Annotated in this window: 20 protein-coding genes; 13 read left to right on the top strand and 7 right to left on the bottom strand. The window is 67.3% G+C overall.

The annotated features are described in order from the left end of the window. Positions 1 to 21 precede the first annotated feature (21 nt). Complete coding sequence (locus tag BJ964_RS30570; RefSeq protein WP_188123907.1) at positions 22 to 306, bottom strand: hypothetical protein; 285 nt, start codon at positions 304 to 306, stop codon at positions 22 to 24. Between the two features lie 116 nt (positions 307 to 422). Beyond that, complete coding sequence (locus BJ964_RS30575; protein ID WP_188123908.1) at positions 423 to 1,457, bottom strand: YncE family protein; 1,035 nt, start codon at positions 1,455 to 1,457, stop codon at positions 423 to 425. An 80-nt stretch (positions 1,458 to 1,537) separates the two neighbouring features. On the opposite strand from BJ964_RS30575, the gene BJ964_RS30580 reads away from it, so the two are divergent. Both BJ964_RS30580 and BJ964_RS30585 read left to right on the top strand, forming a co-directional pair. Beyond that, a complete protein-coding gene (locus tag BJ964_RS30580; RefSeq protein WP_203832782.1) occupies positions 1,538 to 2,467 on the top strand; it encodes a LysR family transcriptional regulator in 930 nt (309 codons plus the stop codon). Between the two features lie 159 nt (positions 2,468 to 2,626). Further along, positions 2,627 to 3,391 carry a DUF6348 family protein gene (locus BJ964_RS30585; RefSeq protein WP_188123909.1) on the top strand — a complete coding sequence of 255 codons (765 nt, stop codon included), beginning with the start codon at positions 2,627 to 2,629 and terminating at the stop codon, positions 3,389 to 3,391. A gap of 216 nt (positions 3,392 to 3,607) precedes the next feature. On the opposite strand, the gene BJ964_RS47455 is transcribed toward BJ964_RS30585, so the two are convergent. Beyond that, a complete protein-coding gene (locus BJ964_RS47455) occupies positions 3,608 to 3,823 on the bottom strand; it encodes a hypothetical protein (protein WP_203832789.1) in 216 nt (71 codons plus the stop codon). Positions 3,824 to 3,888: 65 nt separating this feature from the next. Between BJ964_RS47455 and BJ964_RS30595 the strand changes: the two genes are divergently transcribed. After that, positions 3,889 to 4,197, top strand: coding sequence for a glycoside hydrolase family 3 C-terminal domain-containing protein (locus BJ964_RS30595; protein WP_229807210.1), 309 nt, complete (start codon positions 3,889 to 3,891; stop codon positions 4,195 to 4,197). A gap of 31 nt (positions 4,198 to 4,228) precedes the next feature. Here the strand turns inward: BJ964_RS30595 and BJ964_RS30600 are convergent, their stop codons facing one another. Beyond that, entirely contained in the window at positions 4,229 to 6,241 is a 2,013-nt protein-coding gene (locus BJ964_RS30600) for an NACHT domain-containing protein (protein ID WP_188123910.1), read from the bottom strand. Between the two features lie 229 nt (positions 6,242 to 6,470). After that, complete coding sequence (locus BJ964_RS30605; protein WP_188123911.1) at positions 6,471 to 7,262, bottom strand: hypothetical protein; 792 nt, start codon at positions 7,260 to 7,262, stop codon at positions 6,471 to 6,473. Positions 7,263 to 7,355: 93 nt separating this feature from the next. Between BJ964_RS30605 and BJ964_RS30610 the strand changes: the two genes are divergently transcribed. Then, positions 7,356 to 7,997 carry a hypothetical protein gene (locus BJ964_RS30610; protein ID WP_188123912.1) on the top strand — a complete coding sequence of 214 codons (642 nt, stop codon included), beginning with the start codon at positions 7,356 to 7,358 and terminating at the stop codon, positions 7,995 to 7,997. Between the two features lie 15 nt (positions 7,998 to 8,012). Here the strand turns inward: BJ964_RS30610 and BJ964_RS30615 are convergent, their stop codons facing one another. Beyond that, positions 8,013 to 8,540 carry an NUDIX domain-containing protein gene (locus tag BJ964_RS30615; RefSeq protein WP_188123913.1) on the bottom strand — a complete coding sequence of 176 codons (528 nt, stop codon included), beginning with the start codon at positions 8,538 to 8,540 and terminating at the stop codon, positions 8,013 to 8,015. A 183-nt stretch (positions 8,541 to 8,723) separates the two neighbouring features. Between BJ964_RS30615 and BJ964_RS48285 the strand changes: the two genes are divergently transcribed. The 7 genes from BJ964_RS48285 (at position 8,724) to BJ964_RS30645 (ending at position 11,814) form a co-directional block, all read left to right on the top strand. Further along, complete coding sequence (locus BJ964_RS48285; RefSeq protein WP_229807209.1) at positions 8,724 to 8,999, top strand: MarR family transcriptional regulator; 276 nt, start codon at positions 8,724 to 8,726, stop codon at positions 8,997 to 8,999. 9 nt (positions 9,000 to 9,008) lie between these two features. After that, the gene (locus tag BJ964_RS48290; protein ID WP_229807208.1) at positions 9,009 to 9,224 is read left to right on the top strand and encodes a hypothetical protein; all 216 of its coding nucleotides are present in this window, start codon (positions 9,009 to 9,011) and stop codon (positions 9,222 to 9,224) included. 35 nt (positions 9,225 to 9,259) lie between these two features. Then, positions 9,260 to 9,511 (top strand): hypothetical protein, encoded by a 252-nt coding sequence (locus tag BJ964_RS30625; protein WP_188123914.1) that lies wholly within the window; start codon positions 9,260 to 9,262, stop codon positions 9,509 to 9,511. Then, the gene (locus tag BJ964_RS30630) at positions 9,508 to 9,804 is read left to right on the top strand and encodes a hypothetical protein (protein ID WP_188123915.1); all 297 of its coding nucleotides are present in this window, start codon (positions 9,508 to 9,510) and stop codon (positions 9,802 to 9,804) included. Before BJ964_RS30625 ends, BJ964_RS30630 begins: the two co-directional genes overlap by 4 nt. Before the next feature lie 102 nt (positions 9,805 to 9,906). Next, on the top strand, positions 9,907 to 10,116 hold the full coding sequence (locus BJ964_RS30635; protein WP_188123916.1) for a dodecin: 210 nt from the start codon (positions 9,907 to 9,909) through the stop codon (positions 10,114 to 10,116). Between the two features lie 67 nt (positions 10,117 to 10,183). After that, positions 10,184 to 10,738, top strand: coding sequence for a hypothetical protein (locus tag BJ964_RS30640; RefSeq protein ID WP_188123917.1), 555 nt, complete (start codon positions 10,184 to 10,186; stop codon positions 10,736 to 10,738). Positions 10,739 to 10,905: 167 nt separating this feature from the next. After that, positions 10,906 to 11,814 (top strand): hypothetical protein, encoded by a 909-nt coding sequence (locus BJ964_RS30645; protein WP_188123918.1) that lies wholly within the window; start codon positions 10,906 to 10,908, stop codon positions 11,812 to 11,814. Between the two features lie 188 nt (positions 11,815 to 12,002). Here BJ964_RS30645 and BJ964_RS30650 read toward each other — a convergent pair whose 3' ends face one another. Beyond that, positions 12,003 to 12,827 carry an alpha/beta fold hydrolase gene (locus BJ964_RS30650; protein WP_188123919.1) on the bottom strand — a complete coding sequence of 275 codons (825 nt, stop codon included), beginning with the start codon at positions 12,825 to 12,827 and terminating at the stop codon, positions 12,003 to 12,005. 711 nt (positions 12,828 to 13,538) lie between these two features. Between BJ964_RS30650 and BJ964_RS30655 the strand changes: the two genes are divergently transcribed. Together BJ964_RS30655 and BJ964_RS30660 are read left to right on the top strand one after the other, a co-directional pair. Beyond that, entirely contained in the window at positions 13,539 to 14,582 is a 1,044-nt protein-coding gene (locus tag BJ964_RS30655; RefSeq protein WP_188123920.1) for a hypothetical protein, read from the top strand. A 10-nt stretch (positions 14,583 to 14,592) separates the two neighbouring features. Continuing rightward, positions 14,593 to 15,735 (top strand): alpha/beta fold hydrolase, encoded by a 1,143-nt coding sequence (locus tag BJ964_RS30660; protein ID WP_188123921.1) that lies wholly within the window; start codon positions 14,593 to 14,595, stop codon positions 15,733 to 15,735. The last annotated feature ends 6 nt before the right edge of the window (positions 15,736 to 15,741 follow it).

Here is a 15,741-nt window from a genome sequence, read left to right on the forward strand (position 1 = left end):
GGCCCGTCGCGGGGCAGAGGCTCAGGCGACCCGCGGAGTCAGAGCCGTGGGGAGTGCCAACATGGAGACGTCGCCGGTCTGCTCCGGCGACGGCAACGGCGACGGGACCTCGGCAGTCGCGGGAGCGACCTGTGCCAGCAGCGCGGTGAGGCGGCCCACTTCGTCGGCGGCCAGCTGAAACGATCCGCGGCACACGGCGTCCGCCCACAACGACACCACGACCACCTGACGGTTCTCGTGGTAGCTGACGCGCATCGTCCGGCCGTCGCCGCGTACGTCGGTGAAAACCTCACCGACTGTCGGCATCGGATACACCTCACCCATGTCCGGCAGCCTCTCCCACGGACACCCGGTTTGGAAAGATCGCGGAACTGAGTCCGTGCTACGCCAACTCCGATGACGGCTGTAGCGGAGATCAGGCATCAGCGGCTGATGAAGGTGAGTCCGTGTGCGCCTTGGCCGTACCGTTTGCCGGTGGTCCTGCCGCTTCGGTCGACAGTGAGAACAGTGAGCGTCCGCATGCTGGGCAACTCCACGACGCTGACGGTGCCCGAGTTGAGGTTGGACACGAAGGCTCGTCTCCCGGAGGGGTCGCTGCGGATGTTGATCGGCAGACGTTGGGTGTCGGTGGTGCCGGTGAGGGTCCAGTCGTCGGTGTCGTAGGTGTTGAGCACGCCGTCGAGGGGTGTGAACTCACCGTCGGTTCCGATGGTGTGTCGCCACTGCCCGGCCAGGAGGGTTCCGCCGGTGGTCACGTGCAGAGGGCTGACCGGCAGGGCGGTGGCGATGGTGTTGATCACCCGGTGGGTGGTGGTGTCGATGACCAGGATGCGCCCGCCCGCTTCCGCGGCAGTGGCCGGGTCGATGGCGGGCGCGGCGGCGTAGACGTACCGGCCGTCCGGGGTTGCGGTGATCTCCTCCGTGCCGGGTACGGGGATGCGGTTCACGATGGTGCCGTTGCCGAGGTCGAGCACGGAGATGTACGCGGCTCGCTTGTTGGCGGTGTAGGCGGTGGCGCCGTCCGGGGTGACGGCGAACCAGTGTGGCTGGTCGGCCTCGGCGTCGATCCGGCCGACGACCTTACGCCGGGACGCGTCGAGGACGAGGAGACCGCCCGGACCCGCCGGTCCCGCCTCAACGCTGACGTACAGCAGGTCGCGCCCGGCGTCCAGATGCAACCCGTGCGGGGCACGCTCGGGGGCGAGGTCGAGAATGTCCACGATCTGCCGGCTGTCGACATCGATGATGCTGAGCTGCTGGGCGTGGCCGGTGTGGTCGAGGTAGTGCCCGGAACGGTACGTATGGCTGACGTACAGCAGCCGCCTGGCGGGATCCAGAAGTACTTCGTGCGGCTCGGGAGGCACCATGACGGAACCGAGGTGCCGATACCTGTCCAGCTCGAAGAACTCGACGGTTTCACCGCTCTGGCTGGCCACCGCCAGCATGTCGCTCGTCATGCCGACGACGCTAGAGACGGGCAACGGTTACCGCCAGTGCAACATTGATAGGGCTGGCTTGCATTGGTGATAATCGGCAGGTGACCATCGCCCGCGCCGACGCCGCAACGATCGACTACAACCTCCTGGTCGCCCTCGACGCGATGCTCGATACCAGCAGCGTCACCGCCGCGGCCGGACGGCTGCGCACGTCGGTCCCGGCGATGAGCCGAACCCTGGGCCGGCTGCGCCGCCATTTCGGGGACCCGCTGCTCGTCCGGGCCGGCCGTAACCTCGTTCTCACCCCGTTCGCGACCCGGTTGAGGCCGCAGGTGCACGACCTCGTCGCTCGCGCCGCGGCCCTGCTGTCGGATGGACCGGACACCCCCCGGTCAGCCTGGAGCCAGACGCTGACGATCCAGATGAGCGACGTGATATCCGCCGACGTCGTGCCGCCCCTGCTGGCAGCGATGCGTGCCGAGGCTCCGCGCGTACGATTGCGCCTGACCTCGGACGATTCGGAGGGCGCCACCGCGCTGCGCGACGCGGCGATCGACCTCGAGGTCGGCGTCATCGACCACAGCGACCCGGAGACCGTGGTCGAGCCGCTGGCCACATTGACCGTGGCTGCCGCCGTCCGGGCCGGCCACCCGCTCACCCGCGGCCGGTTGACCGCGAAGCGCCTCGCCGCCGCCGAACATGTCAGCGTCTCCCGCCGTGGCCTGGCAACCGGGCCGCTCGACGATCAGCTCGCCCGCCTCGGCCTGCATCGCACTGTGGCCGTGGTTGCTCCCACCCACACTGCCGCGATCCTCCTGGCCCGTAACAGTGATCTCGTCTGCCTCACCCCGAATCAGAACGGGACTGCCGCCCACACAGCCGGGCTGCACGTCCTGCCGATTCCGTTCGACCTACCGCCCATCACCATCAGCATGGCCTGGCATCCTCGTACCGGATCCGAACCCATCCATCAATGGCTGCGTTCCCACGTCGCCGAGACGACCCGAACGTTCATCGGCAGCCCGCGATAGTGGTGCTGATTGGGGCTCGGTGCTATAACCGCGCCGCTCGTCCTCGGGGTGTTCCCGCCGGGGATCGCTGGTGGACCGGACGGAATCGCCGCGGGTCCGCCGGATGACTTCGAGGCGATCGGGCTGGCCCCTTGTTGATCTTCCGATTAGGGTGCGGGCGTGTTCTGGAACCGCAGCAAGAAGGCGCCCTCGCCCACCTATCCAGCCCAGCCGCCGGTCAACCCGTCCGCACCACCCCAGCCGGCCGACGGCGAACTCCTCCTGCGGCTCTACCACGAGATCGGCATGCGGGCGCCCGAGCTGGCCCGGGAAGCCATCGCCAGCGACGGCATGCTGTTCGGGCGCCACACCGGCTGGGTCGTCATGTTGCTGGACATTCACGAGGGCGCCCCGACCCACCGGGACATCGGGTGGACGCTGAAGGCCAAGAAGGGCCGGCCGACCGTGGTCGACTGCGTGACCGGCTTCGGCAGCGACCCGGCCGCCACCGCCGCGCAACTGTGGATCAGGACCTCGGGCGCCTGCTTCCTGGAGATGGCCACCGGCTCGAAGGGACGCTTCGCCGAGACGCTGCACCGCGAAGGCTGCGCTCCCGGCGTTCCCGGCTGGCACACGATCTCGTCGAACATCGTTTACTACGGTGAGCAGCCGGATGAGTTCGAGGCGCTCAGCGACGCCCTGCGCGACGCCGAAATCCTCGGGCGGGCCGACGTCGCCGACCTGCTCGACCCGGCCGGCCCCAGCGGTATCAAGGTGTTCGTCAACCGGACGCCGGACCAGTTGACCGCCGAAGTGCTGGTCAACGGAACGCGGGCCGACGACGCCTCCGACCTGCTGGCGGCCCATCCATGGCCGGAGGTCACCGGCTCGGCCACCGCCCGCTTCTCCGCCGTGGCGGTACGCCCGCTCCAGCGTGAGTCTTGACCTCACCGCGTTCAAGGTTCCGGCCGTCGAGCGCTGATCGCCCCTGATCCGATGGGGGGATCGGCCGGAGAAGACGCGCGGCCGTGCACCGGCCCGGCACCTGGGTGAACCCGAGCCGGGCGGCCCTCGCCGCTGTGCACTGGCTGTGCTCGGCCGTACCGATGACTCAGCCCGAGAAGCTGTCGCCGCGGTCGCGGCCTCTCTGGGGGGCGGGCGTCACGGCCATCGCCGACTGGGCCGACAACCACCGCTCGCGATGAGCGCCGAGACTCGATCAAGGACTGACGGGCGACGTCGTCGGGCAGGGCCGGCTGCGGCACCGGTGGCGACGGAGGTCGCCATCGCGTTCGTGGTGTCGTGGAAACCGTTGGTGAAGTCGAAGGCCAGTGCGGTGACGACCACCAGCACGATAAGGACTGCGGTTTCGGTCACTCCTGGATCGTCATCCCGGTGACGGTCGGCGGAAAGCCGAGGCGGCCTTCCGGGTCAGGAGTTCGATGCCGGGCAACCTGCACTTCACCCGACGCCCGGCCCGGTGCCGGCGCTCAGGCTACGCGTCGACGGAGCCGGGCAGCAGCCGGCCGGCGGTGCTGACCCCGCTGGCCGGGCAGGTGGCCGCGCTGCTCGGCACGTTCGGCGCCGGTGACGAGGCACTGCTGGACGTGCTGTTCGGCCGTGCGCCGACCACCGGGACCCTGCCCTTCGAACTGCCCTCCTCGACGGCGGCGGTCGAGGCGTCCCGCGAGGACGTTCCGAACGACACGACGGACCCGCTGTTCCCGTACGGTCACGGTCTTTCGATCTGAAGGGTCGGCGAACCGCCTGGCAGGCCCCTGATCAGGCTTCCCGGCTTGCGAAGTAGTAGCGCAGGATCTGGTGGCTGAACGCGAACTCGCCACCACCGGTCCGCTGCAAGAGCGAGAGCCGGGCGGCCTGCCCCAGAAATCCCGGCAGGTCCTCCGGGATGAGCCCGTCATCGCGGAGCAGCGCCTCCACCACCGCGATCTCGACGCACACGCCCAGCAGCGTCACCAGCACGACCACGAATGCCACCGCCGCGACGAGCAGCCCCTCGCCGGCCGCCGGCCTCAGGTTCACCGGTTCTCCCCAGTGCAGGATCAACCCGGCGGTGGCCAGGACCAGCACGGCGCCCGTTCCGACGAAGACCGCCCCGATCGCCGCCCACCGCAGCACCCGTATCAGGTAGCGCCCGAACGGCCGCGGTTCCATCGACGCCGCCCATTTCCCGGTGTCCACCGCCTCCAGCGTCCATCCCTGCACGAACCCGAGACCGCTGACCGCCAGCACCGCTACCAGCGCGAACACCAGCACCTGACGCTGTTGCGCGGCATCGTGGGCGGCCCATCCGGGAACGTGTCCCCACAGTTGGTACAGATCGAACAACACGCAGGCGATGGTCACGAACCCGATCGGCCGCCGGAAGCCCCGCCGGAACTCCCGCACCGACCACGACCCGTGCAGCCGGAAGGTGTGCACCGGCTCGGTCGTGGCCGGCCAGTCCGGCAGCCGCACGCCGACGCTGAGCAGGAAGAGGCCCGCCGCCACCAGAAAACCCACAGGCTGATGCCGCGGCACCAGGATCACAGCCGTGGCCGCCGCCTGGACCAGCCCGAGCAGCACGCCGATCAGGATGCCGACGGCCCGGCGGCGGCCCTTGCCCGGCAGCCAGCCCGAGACCAGGTAGTCGTGGAAGTAGAACGTTCCCATCCGCTCCAACTGCTTCGCGATCCAGCTCAGGCGGCTGAGAAACGGCTCGGGGTCGGTGAGGTCAGGGTCGCGCGCGAGCATCGATTCGACGTACGCCCAGATGATCGCCTCCCGCGGATGTTCGTGAGCCGACCGCGCCACCCGGCTCCCACCGCGATCCGGAAATGCCAGCAGCGCGGCGGTGAGAAAGAGCCGGTTGCGCAGCACCTCGACCAGCGCCGTCGACCCGGCGGCCACGTCCCGCAGTTCCTGGTGGGTGTTCGCGGCCCGGTCGAGATGCAGCAGCACCTGCTCCCGGCTGACCGGTTCGACGGTGACCGTCCGCAGACCCAACGCGTCCGTGTGGTCGTCCTCGTTGGCGCAGACCAGCATTCCGATCGCCGGATACCGTTCCCGGAAGGTGTTCAGCTCCTCGATCACCTTCCGCCGTCGGGTGGCCGGTAGCCAGCCGAGGTTGTCGACCAACAGGTAGAGCGTCCCCTCAGCGAGCCACCGGTCGGTGATCCCGGGCGGAATCGCGTGGGCTCGCAGCGTCTCGCGCAGGTGGGCCGCCAGTTCGGTTTCGCCCCGCCAGGCGCCCGCGTCGACCGGCACCGGCACCACGGCCTCCTCGCCGCGTTTGCGTTGACTGTCGGCCTCCTCGACCAGATGCCAGCCCACGTCGCGCAGCAGGGTGCTCTTGCCCGATCCCGGTTCACCGACGACGACCACGGAGAACCCGCCGCGTTCCTCGCCCACGGTCCGCACGAGGTCCGCCGCGCCGGTGATGCCGTCGTTCCCCGCCCTCAGCGGAAGCGGCAGCCGGGCCAGCTCACCGAGCTGCACCCCAGCCTCCGCGGCGATCGAGCCACGGTCCATCCCGTCCAACGTGCGCCGGATGCCACTGATCAGCCGTTCCGCGTACAGCCGGTCCTTGCCGACCGGCCCGCCGCCGGTCTGCCGCCCCTGCCGGACCATGTCGGCCGCGACCACCGCGAACGCCACCACCAGCATCGGCAGCAGCAGAAACGGCGATCTCAGCCAATCGGGAGCCTGATCGGTCAGCAGGTTGATGATCGTCGGAATGGTGAGAAGGCTGGATGCCAGAACCCCGACGGCCACCAGCCGTGCCGGCTTCACCATGCGCCCTCCCCGCCCGTCACCGATCTCTGACGGACAGGCTTTGTCCTCCCAGGTCACCGGTCCGGGTTCGATCAGGGCCGCTCCGGTCACCCGCTGGCAGCGGCGACCATGCCGCCGGTTACCTCGCCGCGACCGGGACCGCGCAGCAGTCGGCGGAGATCTCTGGCCACACCTCAAACAGGGGCTGGAGCAGCGGATCGACGTAGGCTCGGCCGGGCGGAGCGGTTCGTCACCGTGCCGGCTCCTTCACAGCGGAACGCCTTCCACGGGCGAGCATCACGACTGCCTGTGACACCAGTACCCCGGCGATCGCTACGGCGAATGCTCCGCCGACACCGGCGGGCACCAGCAGCACCGACACGAGGAAGCAGAACACCGCGAATCCGGCCAGCCCCTGTAGCACTCCGGCCATGGTGCGGGCCACCGCTGCCGCACCGTCCTGGGCGTGCACGAACGCGGCCACCACACTGGTGGCGATCGGGAACGGCGCCAGGATTCCGGTCACCACCGGCCCGGCCGTGCTCGCGATCCCGGTCACGAACAGCACCAGCGTCGCGGTGGCCGCCGCCCGGCCCGGCAGATCCCACCACGGCGGCCGCAGCCGTCCACCGCCGGCCGAGCCCTCGTCGACGGCGGTGAGCAGCCACCGCCCGGTCACGATCGCTACCGTGACCAGCGTCAGCGCCCATCCCGCCGCCAGATTCTGCCCGGCCAGCACCACGTCGGCGATCCCGGTCGCCAGCCACGAGACGGCCACCGCCGCAGGCCACCGCCACCGGCGGGCGGCGTAGGCGAAGACGACCGCGAAGACGGCCAGGGAGACCAGGCCCAGCAGCGACGCCGCGGCCGCCCGGGCGCCGAACGCCACCCCCTGCTCCAAGCAGGTGATCAGCAGGATCGGCCCGGCCACGATCGGGAACGCCACCAGCACACCCGTCACCCGGTCACCCCACCGGCGGCCCGCCAGCGACGACCCCGTCACCAGCAACGGCGCGAGCACGAGTTTCAGCAGCAGCGTCACCGCAACACCCTAATCAGCGGTTCACCGGCCGGGCCGGGGACGTCGGTCAACTCTGCTCTGTGATCGGTGCTGACCTACCGGTTACCGTGGGCCATGGCCATCCGGATGTCCGCCCGCATCGCCGGTCTTGTCGTTCTCGTGGCCGAGGCGACGGCTGTCGCGCCACACGTTGACGACACCGGGGCCGGGCTGTGGTTCTGGACCGTCCTCCTGGTGCTCCAACTCGCCGCGATGCTCTGGGCCACCGATCGGCGGTCGTCGGCGGCGCTGAGGACGGCCGTGCCTGCCCCGCTGACCGCGGTCGCTGTGGGTGCGGGGTGGACCGCCCTCGCGCTGGCCGTTCCGGTGATCGCGACCGGTAACACGGTGGCGCTGGTGGCCATCCTCGTGGTTGGCCCGGCCATCGCCGTGGCATCGCGCCGCACCGCCGGCCAGCGGCGGTTGCCCCTTGCGCTGATCGCTTCGGCCGGCACCGCGCTACTGATCTTCCTGGCGATCTCGTGCGTGCTGCCGATGGTCCCCGGCTTCGTCGGCACCAGCCATCCGCCGACCTTCACCGACGTGACCCGCCTGGTCGACCCGGTCGGTGAGTTGGGCATCTTCGTACTGCTCGCCGCAGCCCTCGGCGTCGACCTGCTGCGCACCCGGATCCGGACCCGCCGCGCCGCCTCGCGAGCACAGGGCCAGGGTTACGGCGCCGGCCCCAACGAGATGATCATCGAGCGCACCGGCTGAGTCCGTCCCGGCCCGTCAAGTCGACTGCAACCGGTAGAGGGTCAGCGCGGCCAACGACGGCGCGTCCACCACCTGCCCCGAACGGATCATCGCCACGATTTCGGCGTCACTGAACCGACGGTGGATCATGTCCTGCTCACTCGCCTCCCGATCGGGCGCGCCTTCCTCGAGGTCCGTCGCGAGATAGACATCGAATCCCTGGGTGGAGAAGCCGTACGCCTCGTACAGGTGCCCCAGGTGCGCCATCGTCCCGGCGCGCAGGCCGGTCTCCTCGGCCAGTTCCTGCCGGGCGAGGGCGACCTGATCTCCGGCGGCGCCCCGGCCCCAGCTGCCCTGCGGAAACTCCCACGCCCGCCGCCCCACCGGATAGCGGAACTGTTCCACCATCCAGAACCCGCCGTCACAGCGCGGCAGGACCAGCGCGAAGTCGGGCTTCTCGACCACCCCGAAGATGCCGGGACTGCCGTCCGGCCGCCGGATCTCGTCCTCCCGGACCGTCATCCACGGATTGCGATACACCACGCGGCTGTTCACCCGTTCCATCACGTGATGATCTCAACGAGACGCAACTGATCTTGTCGCCCGGCAAGTCAATTGCTAGAGTGCAACGTTTGTTCGTCACGCGCTTGGTTACTCGGCGGTGATGGAGACGATTACCTCGCAGGTACTGATCTCCCGGCTTGCCGACCGGGGCGTCGACGCCGTGTTCGGTGCAATTATGACCCTATGCAAGCTTCGCCCGACCGTGCCGGCGTCGTGCAGGCGCTGGCGGCGGCCAGCCGCGCGTTCGTGGGGATAACCGCCCGCTCGCTGGCCGCGGTCGAGGGCGACATCACGCTGCCGCAGTTCCGGGCGCTGGCCGTGCTCGCCGTCCGCGGATCGCAGCGCGGCAGCGACATCGCCGAGGAATTGCGGGTGAATCCGTCGACCGCCACCCGGATGCTGGACCGGCTGGCCCGTAAGGGCCTCATCCGGCGATCACGGTCCGCGACCGACCGCTGAGTGGTGAAGGTGAGACTGACGCCGGCCGGCCACGACGTCGTGGACCAGGTGATGACCCGCCGCCGCACCGAACTGGAACGCCTGGTCGCGGTGACCGCGGACCGGTGGCGGCCGGAGGTCACCGCCGCGCTGACCGCCTTCGCGTACGCCGCCGGAGAGATGTCGGAACAGGACTGGTGGCTGGGCTGGGGCGCACACCAGGACGACCTCGCCACGGCGGAGTAGGCACCGCAGCCGGCAAAACTTGCACACTGCAAACGGTGATGCGCGCGAAGAGCGGGGAAGCGCGTACTGATCCGGTGAGGGAGGACCAGATGGCTCACAACACGCAACACCACGTGCCTCGAATCGATGACACGGCGACCGGCTCGACGCTGCACGAACAGGCCGAAGCGGTAGCGGTGCCGGACTTCGACCACCTCGAGCAGATGATCACGGGCGTCGCCGCCGGCCTGACCGACCGCCCGGCTCACGAACGGACGTACGGTCCCGCCGCCCGGCCCGCGCCTTGATCACCGTCGTCGCCTCCGAGGGCGCCACACCGGACCGGTGGCGCCTGGTGAGCCGGTCCGCCACCAGCGCCGACGTGCTCGCCGCCGGCCCGCGGCGGTCGCTGCGGCAGTTGAGCGACGGCGCGGGCGAACTGCGCATCGTCGCCACCGTGGACGGCCATTTCCGGTGGACGCTCACCGCGCCCGACGGAGGCATGATCGCCGAATCCCCGGCGGAGTATCGCGACGCGGACAGGTGCCGGCAGGCCTTCATCCAGGCGCAGCACGCCGCCCGTACGGTCTTGGGCCGGTAACGCCGGCACCGATGTCGCGTTCCGGGCGTTCCCGAGCGGACGGCGGCCGCGTCGCCCACCCTTGATGTAAAGGCTTCGGCCGCGAATTGAGGAGGTCTCGTCGTGACGCATCACGTGTACCGGCTCACCGAAGTCGTCGGCAGCAGCCCGACCAGTGTCGACGACGCCATCCGCACGGCTGTCACCAAGGCCGCGGAGACGATCCGCAACATCGAGTGGTTCGAGGCCAAAGAGATCCGCGGTCAGGTCGTCGACGGCGAAGTGGCCCACTACCAGGTGCTGGTGAAACTCGGCTTCCGCGTCGACGACTGATCGGACACCGCGAGATCAAGATCGGGCGCGCGGATGCACGAATCGCGGATGCCGCGACGATGTCGGCGTGGAACGGACGTTGAGCCGGCAGGAGACGTCGGTCGCGGTCGCTCCGACGATCCAAGATGGAAAGTGGTCAGGGCCGGGCGACGGCACGTTTTCGGGACCTGCCAAGCTCTCCGCCATGTCTACCAAGATCCGCAGGTCTGCTGGTTCCTTCACGCCCCTTGAATCGTGGCTTGACCGCGCGGGCATCAAGCGCCGTGATCCGGCCCGGGATGTCGCGGATTTCGGCAACGGGCAGGCCTTCAAGGTGTTCTGCATGACATGGACCCTCGGCCAGGTCCGCAAGAGGCGCGTCGGCGCGGCCGAGATCGTCGTAGCGAAGGGTGGCTGGCTGCACCTTACGCCGGGCGCGGAGACCGTGTGGAGGAGTTCACCCGCACGCGAAACCATGATCATCCCGGCGCAGGTCGCGCTCGCCCCGTCAGGCCGGCAGCTCTACTTCCGTAACCAGGCGGCATTCACGCTGGTGACACCCGGCGGGGAGCACGACATCGCCATCCGCAAGGTCGACGAGGACCTGGTCAGGTTGGCGTTGGTGGCGACCGTCGGCGTATGAATCCGGCCGATGCGGACAAGCGATCAAGTGGCCCGCGAACGACGTGCGCAAGATCAACCCTGGCTGCCGGTCACCGGCTGAGTAGCCAGATCTGTTCAACGAAGGGGATTCCATTGTTCAAGGCAGCGATCTCGCGTACCGCGGTGGTGGGTGGCTTGGTGATGGCCATGATCGCGAGTGGCCCGGTCACCGCAGCTCAAGCTGCCTATTACAACACGTACACCGACATCGCCGGCACGCCCGATCTGGATTGCTGCGGGCAGGTACAGGGATTCGCCGCCGGAGCCACCTACCTCTATTCGATCAAGAACGACAACGACACCAACGCCATCTCGGCCATCTACCGTGTCAACAAGGCCACCGGCGATCGAGTGGTCATGTGGAACGGTACCGACGACAGGTCGACCAACACCTGGCTCGGGCACGGGAACGACATGACGATCGTCGACATCGACGGGGTGCACCACATGTTCATCGTCACGATGGACACGGACGCGGCCGACATGCAGCTCGTGAAACTCCGCTACGACGGCACCACCTACGAGTACGCCGGGGCGTACCAGCTGCATCTGGACGGGGACGTTCTGCCGGCGTCCGGGATCAATCGAGTCTCGGTCACCAGCACCTCGATCACGTTCATGTTCAAGAGCGGCAGGACCGTCTACAACGGCAGCCTCCCGCTGCGCGCCGACTCCGGGAGCATCGAGGTGACGAAGGCGTTCGACCTGCAGGTCGACGATGCGCTCGTCAATGGCGCCACGGTGCCGGACCTGGGGACCTTCAAGGCCCAGGGCTTCTTCTACGACCAGACCAATCACGTTCTCTACAACCCGCTGACCAAGGACAAACGCAGCATCGTGCTCGTCTACCGGAACGTGTCGCCGGCGACGACCGGCACCGCGCCCGCGGCCACCGACCTCTCCTTCCGCATCACGTCCTCGATGTATTCGCAATTGTTCGAGATCGAAGGCGTCGGAATCAGCGACGGCAAGCTGTACTTCAACACGAACCGCAGGGACGCGGACGGCGCCGGCCACGACGGGGTCCACGTATTCAACGACTACGTCGTGTCCTAGCGCCCGCCACGGCGAGGACTCGCTGCGGCTCGGTGTCCGAGTCGCAGCGGATCCCGCGCACACCCGAATCCCGGGGACTGCCCGGACGAGGCCGGAAACCTGCGCTGTTCCAGCTCCTGATTCCGCCCCGGCCGTTCTCGTAGGCGAAGACCACGGCCAGGCGGGTCGAACCATATTCCCGGGTGTGCTCAGCCGGAGAACGAGGCGGAGACGGCCGGTGAGGCGGCGCCTGTGGTGGTGAGGACGGCTGCGATCAGGCTGTAGAAGTCGGCCGGATTATCAATCATCGGGAAATGGCCGGACCGGTCGATGGAGTGCATGGGAATGCCGCGCAGCCGGTGTGTCAGGTGACCGATCTCGCTGCGTGCGCCGTAGAGGTAATGTGCTGATTCCAGTTCGGTCAGGAGGTCGACCAGTTTGTCGTTGTCGCACGATTGAACGAGGGAGCCGGCGAGGCTGTGCAGGCCAAGAGGACTGCAGCGTTCGTACCATTCAGCCCAGAGGCGGTGGCTGAGCTCGGCTGATTTCTTGAGACCGGCGACGAACCTGGCGAAGCCGTTTTCGTTGAATTCTGTCGCCTCTTGTTCGGCTACGCCGCGGGTGACCAGGCCGCAGTCCTCGGCGATCAGATTGCCTTCGACGCTGATGAAGTCTCCCATGCGCGTGCCGAGGTCCTGGGCGGCCAGCAGACCGATCGCGCCGCCCATGCTGTGGCATACCAGATGTACGCGTTCATGGTGTGTCCGTCGTAGCAGGGATGTGACCGCGTCGGCCGCTCCCTCGATACCGGCGTGTGCACCTAGTGACCCGGATCGGCCGTGTTCCGGTAAATCGAAGGTGAGCAGCGAGTACTCCAGTAACGCGTCGCTTCGGAACGCCTCGTCGAAGCTTTCTCTGGCGCAGCCGAAGCCGTGCAGGAACGCGATGAGTTCGCCACCCTGGTCGCGACGACGCACCTCGATCGGGACGTCCTTCGCCGAGCGGTAGGACACGAAATAGGTCGCTGCAGTCACAATCATTCAACCTTGCCCGTAGTTGATCTTTCGGTTCGGGGCTGTTCGCCGAGCAGCCCGCCTCAATCCAACGCCGCACCGGATGCGCTCGCACCGGTTCTGACCAGGTAGAAGCGCCTGGCTACAAGGTTGACCCCGGTGGAGTGACGGCCGTGGTCAAGTCACGGAGTATTCCAACGTCCGTCCGGCAACGGAAGAGATGAACGACCTCATCGTCGTGGCGGGCCAGTCCCGGTGATGCGATCCGCACCGGGTCGTGCAGGCCGCCCGGCGGACACACTGCATCATGCGCCAACCCTGCAACGTCGGACATGCTGTCGTCGCACAAAGTGTCCGCCTTCACCTGTTATTGAACGCCGGATGTGTGATCAATGGCTCGGGCCCTGAGCGGATTGCCCGCCTCCCGAGGAAGGCCTCTTCTTTCCTCATTTGAGATTTGCATTAATGATCCACGGTTCTGTTCAGTCACTCCCTTGCAAGGGCCTGCAGGATGCCAAGGAGATCCAATCGGCAACCGTCTATCACGATTAGTGATGCACGTGATACTGTGCGCGGTGCATAAGCTGAGGAGATGGCGATTACCCAAGAATGCAGATATAGATCATCAGATGCTGTGCAAGGTCCAGTCATCGCGCGGCCTTGCCCGCCACCGATCTTGTTCGTTGCGGCGAGCACTTAAGGGTGAAACGGCGGCGAGATGGAAGCGAACCGGTGACCGTAATCGCAGATGCCCGCACGGCGGCCCGCCGATTGGGCGATCATCCCCAGGACCACGGGTGGCGTGAGCTGTACAGGCTGTTCGCCTACGGGCTCGAGCGAGAGGCGCCCGAACTCACCGAAGCCGTTGCCACCCTCTGCAAAGCCCGCTCGGAGTGCAGCTCCACGCACCTGCTCACCCTGCTGGGAATCGCGGTCAAGGAAGTCACCGGCGATGGCTTCGCAACGCTGATCGAGCCGTCGGCCCCGGCCACACAGCGGCTCGGCGCCCTGGAAGCCACGCTGCGGGACCGCGGTGAGCAGATCGCGGGCATCCTGACCATGCGGCAGAACTCGTTCACAGCCGCCAGGCGGTTCATGGTCGTCCAGGTACTGCTCGGCGCCTACTTCCGGATCCCGCCGACACCTCCGGTCAACTTCGCCGACCTGGGTACGGGACTGGGCATTCTGCCGCGGCAGCTGAACTCGCGGGCGCTCTTCGAGCGGTACAGCGGCGAGCTGCGCTGGGCTGGGCGGAAGCCGGCCTTTCAAGCGGTGCCGCTCAACGCGCGCTTCGGCGTCGAACGCGGGCCGCGGCCCGACCTGCGCTGGGTGCGGGCCTGCTATGGGGCCACCGACTATTACCGCCGGCTCTTCCAGGAGTTGGAGCTGTCGCGGCGGGTTCACGAGGTCGAGCAGGCTCAGGTCACTTACGAGGAGTTCGACATCCTCGATTACCAGGAGCTCATCAGATTCGTCAGCCACCGGGAGATCAACGTTGTCAACCTCAGCTACGTTCTCTATGAGATAGATGCCGAGCGCCGTAGCCGTATCATCGAGGTACTTCGTGAGAATCTGCGCCCGCCCGGAATCATCATCGTCACCGAACCGGTCGCCGAACTGACCAAGCCTGGATGCACAGTGAGCCTATACGACGAATCCCGTGCGGATCCTCAGCGTCTCTGCACCGTGTCGGACGGACATTTCCGGGGCGACGTGCAGCCCCTGGAGGACTACGCCTCGTTCGCCAGCCGATATCCGATCTCTTTCGCGATGTGACGAGGTGACCGTGGGCCCGTTCGCGCCACAGAAGGTCGACAGTTCACCATCCAACCGCTTCCGCATCCCGCCGTGGCTCGCAGTCGTCTCCGGCGTGATCGGGAGCGTTATCGGTATTGCCACGAACCTGTACTCTGCGGAGTTCCGCGCGGCCCTGGAAGGCTCCGGCGCTCTCAGTCCGACCGTGATATCAGTGCTGATCACCGCGGTCGTCGCCGGTGCGACTACGGCCGGAGTGTACCGACTTTCGCTTCAGCGCCGGCAACAGCCGGGTATCACACCCGGAGTGATCACCATCCAGCCGGCAGCCCGTGAATTCGCCGACGCCGGTCTGGACGAGAAAGTGGTGTCACGCAGCCTCCACTATCTGGAGGCCAAGCGAGACTCTCAGGATCTCGTGGTCTTCCTGCACGGTCTCGGGCTCGATGCGAACGACTTCCGGGCATACATGGCGGAGAGCCGGTATCACTGCATCGCGCTGACCTTCTACGGCTTCAACGACTTCGAGAAGGACGACGACCACTACGCCCCGATCTCACTTTCCTCACATATCGCGCTGCTCGGTTACGCCCTCGACAAGCTGCACCGGAAGTACCCGAAGAAGCGCATGACGCTCGTCGGGTTCTCGTTCGGTGCTGACATGATCCTGTTGCTGGACGAATTCACTAGGAAAACGACGAAGGTCTTCAAAACCATACCCATCCACAAGACGGTGCTCCTTGACCCGAACATCACCACCCGGACGACCACGATCTCGTCGCGGATAGCGAAGGTCGATCAAGCCGAGCCCAACAAACTGCTGGAGCTTCTGAGCTCGGCGTCCAGGCTCGACGAGTTCCGCTATCTCTGCGAATACCTGTACAAGATCTTGGACAAGGACTTTGCTCAGGTGCAGCGTCATGCCCGCGATGTGGTCGAGAAGTGGGACGTGGACACTCCGACGCTGTTCCTGGACCGGCTCGGGCGATTGATCAGGCAGACCCGTGGTGTGCACGTCATCCTGTCGTACACCTTCGAGGACCTGTTTTCCGCTGTGAACGAGGGCGCCGACGCGCGAGGGCTGGATGCGAGCAGTCTGGACTGCTCGCAGGTCGATCACTTCGAGCTGATCGGAGCAGCGTTTCTCAAGGAGCGCCTGGAAGGCCTGCTCTGACCTCGC

Source organism: Actinoplanes lobatus (genome assembly GCF_014205215.1).
In the GTDB taxonomy this organism is placed as follows: domain Bacteria; phylum Actinomycetota; class Actinomycetes; order Mycobacteriales; family Micromonosporaceae; genus Actinoplanes; species Actinoplanes lobatus.

Excerpts from the sequence above, each read along its gene's own strand:
- BJ964_RS30570 (WP_188123907.1), bottom strand. The coding sequence starts at position 306 with ATGCCGACAGTCGGTGAGGTTTTCACCGACGTACGCGGCGACGGCCGG.
- BJ964_RS30575 (WP_188123908.1), bottom strand. The coding sequence starts at position 1,457 with ATGACGAGCGACATGCTGGCGGTGGCCAGCCAGAGCGGTGAAACCGTC.
- BJ964_RS30595 (WP_229807210.1), top strand. The coding sequence starts at position 3,889 with ATGCCGGGCAACCTGCACTTCACCCGACGCCCGGCCCGGTGCCGGCGC.
- BJ964_RS30600 (WP_188123910.1), bottom strand. The coding sequence starts at position 6,241 with ATGGTGAAGCCGGCACGGCTGGTGGCCGTCGGGGTTCTGGCATCCAGC.
- BJ964_RS30610 (WP_188123912.1), top strand. The coding sequence starts at position 7,356 with ATGGCCATCCGGATGTCCGCCCGCATCGCCGGTCTTGTCGTTCTCGTG.
- BJ964_RS30615 (WP_188123913.1), bottom strand. The coding sequence starts at position 8,540 with ATGGAACGGGTGAACAGCCGCGTGGTGTATCGCAATCCGTGGATGACG.
- BJ964_RS48285 (WP_229807209.1), top strand. The coding sequence starts at position 8,724 with ATGCAAGCTTCGCCCGACCGTGCCGGCGTCGTGCAGGCGCTGGCGGCG.
- BJ964_RS30645 (WP_188123918.1), top strand. The coding sequence starts at position 10,906 with ATGATCGCGAGTGGCCCGGTCACCGCAGCTCAAGCTGCCTATTACAAC.